Genomic DNA, 2,982 nt, shown 5'->3' with positions numbered 1-2,982 from the left:
GAAAAAGTGGCACATCATGGGCGGCTGGTATCTCCAGCCCGACTGCAACATGCCCAGCGGCGAGAGCTTTGTTCGCCAGATTTTAGCTGGTAAGAACTATTTCATCGATAAATTCGGTGTGGAGCCGACCTGCGCCATCAACTTTGACGCGTTCGGTCACAGCCGCGGGCTTGTCGAAATTTTGAAAAAGGCCGGGTATGACTCCTATCTGCTGTGCCGTCCCGAACCTGATATGCTCGAATTGCCGGGTGAAAACTTCAACTGGGTCGGTTTTTCGGGCAGTAAAATCGCCTGCCAACGCGCCTATAATTCTTATGAGTCCCATCGCGGAGAGGCCGACGAGAAGATTAAGGGATGGATAAATGAGAACAAAAACGCCGACGTCGGCATCGTACTTTGGGGCATCGGTGACCACGGCGGCGGCCCGTCGAGAGTTGACTACGAAAAGATCAAAAAACTCAACGAGGAAGACAAAAATTTCGACATCATCCACTCGATCCCCGAAGCCTATTTTACCGAGTTGGATAAAAACAAGCTGCCCGATTATTCTGGTATTTTGAATCCGCGTTATACCGGCTGCTATACCACTCAAATCCGCATCAAGCAGCTGCACCGTCAGCTTGAAAATATGCTCTATATGACCGAGAAGATGGTCGCTCACGCCGCGATGTCCGGCCTGATGCAGTACCCCGAAAAGAATATTTCCGAAGCCACCAAAGACCTGCTGCTGATGGAGTTCCACGACATACTGCCGGGTTCCTCCATCGAGCCGGTGGAGCAGTACGCCATCTCACTGGCGGGGCACGGGCTGGTCGAGCTCGATCGTGTCCGCACGCAGGCGTTCTTGGCGCTTTCCAGCGGTCAGCGCAAGGCCGAAGACGGCGAGGTGCCGATTCTGGTCTATAACCCGCATCCGTTCGAGTTGGAGCAGGTAGTCGAGTGCGAATTCCAGCTGCCCGACCAGAACAAGAACCGCGACCTGTTCGCAAATCCGATTGTCTATCAAAACGGCGTAAAAGTCGATTGTCAAGCCGAACACGAGTTCTCAAACTTCAACGTCGATTGGCGTAAACGCTGCGTGTTCAAAGCCACACTCGCCCCGGGTCAGATGAGCCGCTATGATGTAAAAATCGAACTGATCCCGAATCCGCCGAAGCCCGCGTTTGCGGTCAAAGACGGCAAATTCGTCTTTGAGACCAAGGATATCAAAACCGTCATCAACACGAAAACCGGCACTCTCGACAAATATGAGGTTCACGGTGTCAATTATCTCACCGAAGGCGCGTTTTTGCCGTTGGTGATCAAGGACGACGAAAACTCCTGGGCGCACAAGGAAAAGGCGTTTTCCAATGTAATCGGCAAGTTCACATTGATGGATAAAACACGCGGTGCGCAGTTTTCGGGAATCATCGATGGTAGTAATCCTGAGTCGGTGCGGGTCATCGAGGACGGCGAGGTGCGCACCATTGTCGAAGCGATCATGGAATACGAACACTCACAACTCTGCCTTCGCTATTTCCTGCCTAAAAAGGGCACCGAGCTCAAAGTGACCGCCAAGGTCTATTGGAACGAAAAGATGACCATGCTAAAACTCACCGTTCCGACCGTCTGTAAAGAGAGATTTATCGGTCAAACCGCATACGGCAGCGAAAAACTGCTCACGAACGGCGATGAGATGGTCAGCCATAAATGGAACGTCGTGACCGGAGCGGGGAAGGCCGTCAGCGTGATCAACACAGGCACCTACGGCAGCAGCTGCGAAAATGGCGAACTGCGTATCACCTGCCTGCGCTCACCGGGCTATTCTGCGGGCAAATCGGATTTCTCGGTGCGCAAGCCGTATATCATGGAACAGGATCGTTTCTCTCCGTTCATCGATCAGGGAGAGCGCGAATTTGAGTTTTATCTGAACGCCTCTGCCGACACCGAACGCCATGAAAAAATCGAGCGCGAGGCAGCGGCAAAGAACGAAAAGCCGATGGCGCTGTCCTTCTTTCCGACAGGACTCGGAAAAGAAGTTAAATCGTTCGCATTGCTCGACGACAAGGTCATCTCACTTGCGGTCTTCAAACGCGCCGAAAAGAGCGAAAAATTCGTCCTGCGCCTGTTCAACCCGACCGCCGAATCTCGCACAACGACCCTGACCATCCCGTCAGTCGATGTGAAAAAGACGGTCTCTTTGGCAAAATATGAATTCAAGTCCTATGCCTTTGATCCCACCGTCAAAACCTTCTCCGAAGTCGATCTGATGGAGAGATAAATTTTATATAGACCAATCGTCATTGCGAGGGGCTTTAGCCCCGCGGCAATCCAGACGCATGGGTTTCTGGATTGCTTCGTCGTTTCACTCCTCGCAAAGACGGAATAAAAACTTCTGTGTTTCAATAATAGTTTAGCAAAATAATTAGGCGAATCGCATTCGCCCGTCGTAATAAAAGTAGGGCGGGCTGAAATGAATCGTAACGGTTCATTTCAGTTCGCCGAAAACGCACGGACAGTCAACCTGTCCGCGCGTTTGCTTTTGAATTCGAAAATTATTGAATTCTGTAATAGTGCCCTAAAATTAAAGAGTTTTTGGGTGCTTTCATTAAGAAAACAAAGAACACAACGATATCTGAACATGAACTCGCCAGATTAAGTAAAGTAATCCAATAAAATAAGTAGATATTTTTCATAATAATCGAAATAATAGCGGCAACGAGCAAGAAAAACAGAAAAGGCAATATCAAAGTTATCAATTGATTCGTTTTGGTAACCCATTTGCTGTTATACACCGAAAATGCCTTTATACTAAAAATTAGATAACATGATTTAAAATCTTTTATGTAACCGAGAAGATGGACGAATTCATGTATTACAGTCATTATAAAGAAAACTAGTAAACCCAGAATTACAACGAATAAAGATCCGGGAAACGATGGAAGACTATGTAATTCGAGATAATTGAGAATTAAGTTTTTCGTGTCAGTGTATCTTAACAAA

The 2,982-nt window shown here is 48.4% G+C and carries 1 protein-coding gene; it reads left to right on the top strand.

What is annotated here, in order from left to right; genetic code table 11:
• On the top strand, positions 1-2,260 hold a 2,260-nt coding region (locus PKH29_07980), incomplete at its 5' end, for a glycoside hydrolase family 38 C-terminal domain-containing protein (protein HNX14778.1).
• Positions 2,261-2,982: the final 722 nt, after the last annotated feature.

This window comes from Oscillospiraceae bacterium (genome assembly GCA_035353335.1).
Classification (GTDB): Bacteria; Bacillota; Clostridia; order Oscillospirales; family JAKOTC01; genus DAOPZJ01.
The sequence above is the reverse complement of the archived record's forward strand: the minus strand, read 5'-3'. Positions and strand labels throughout refer to the sequence as shown.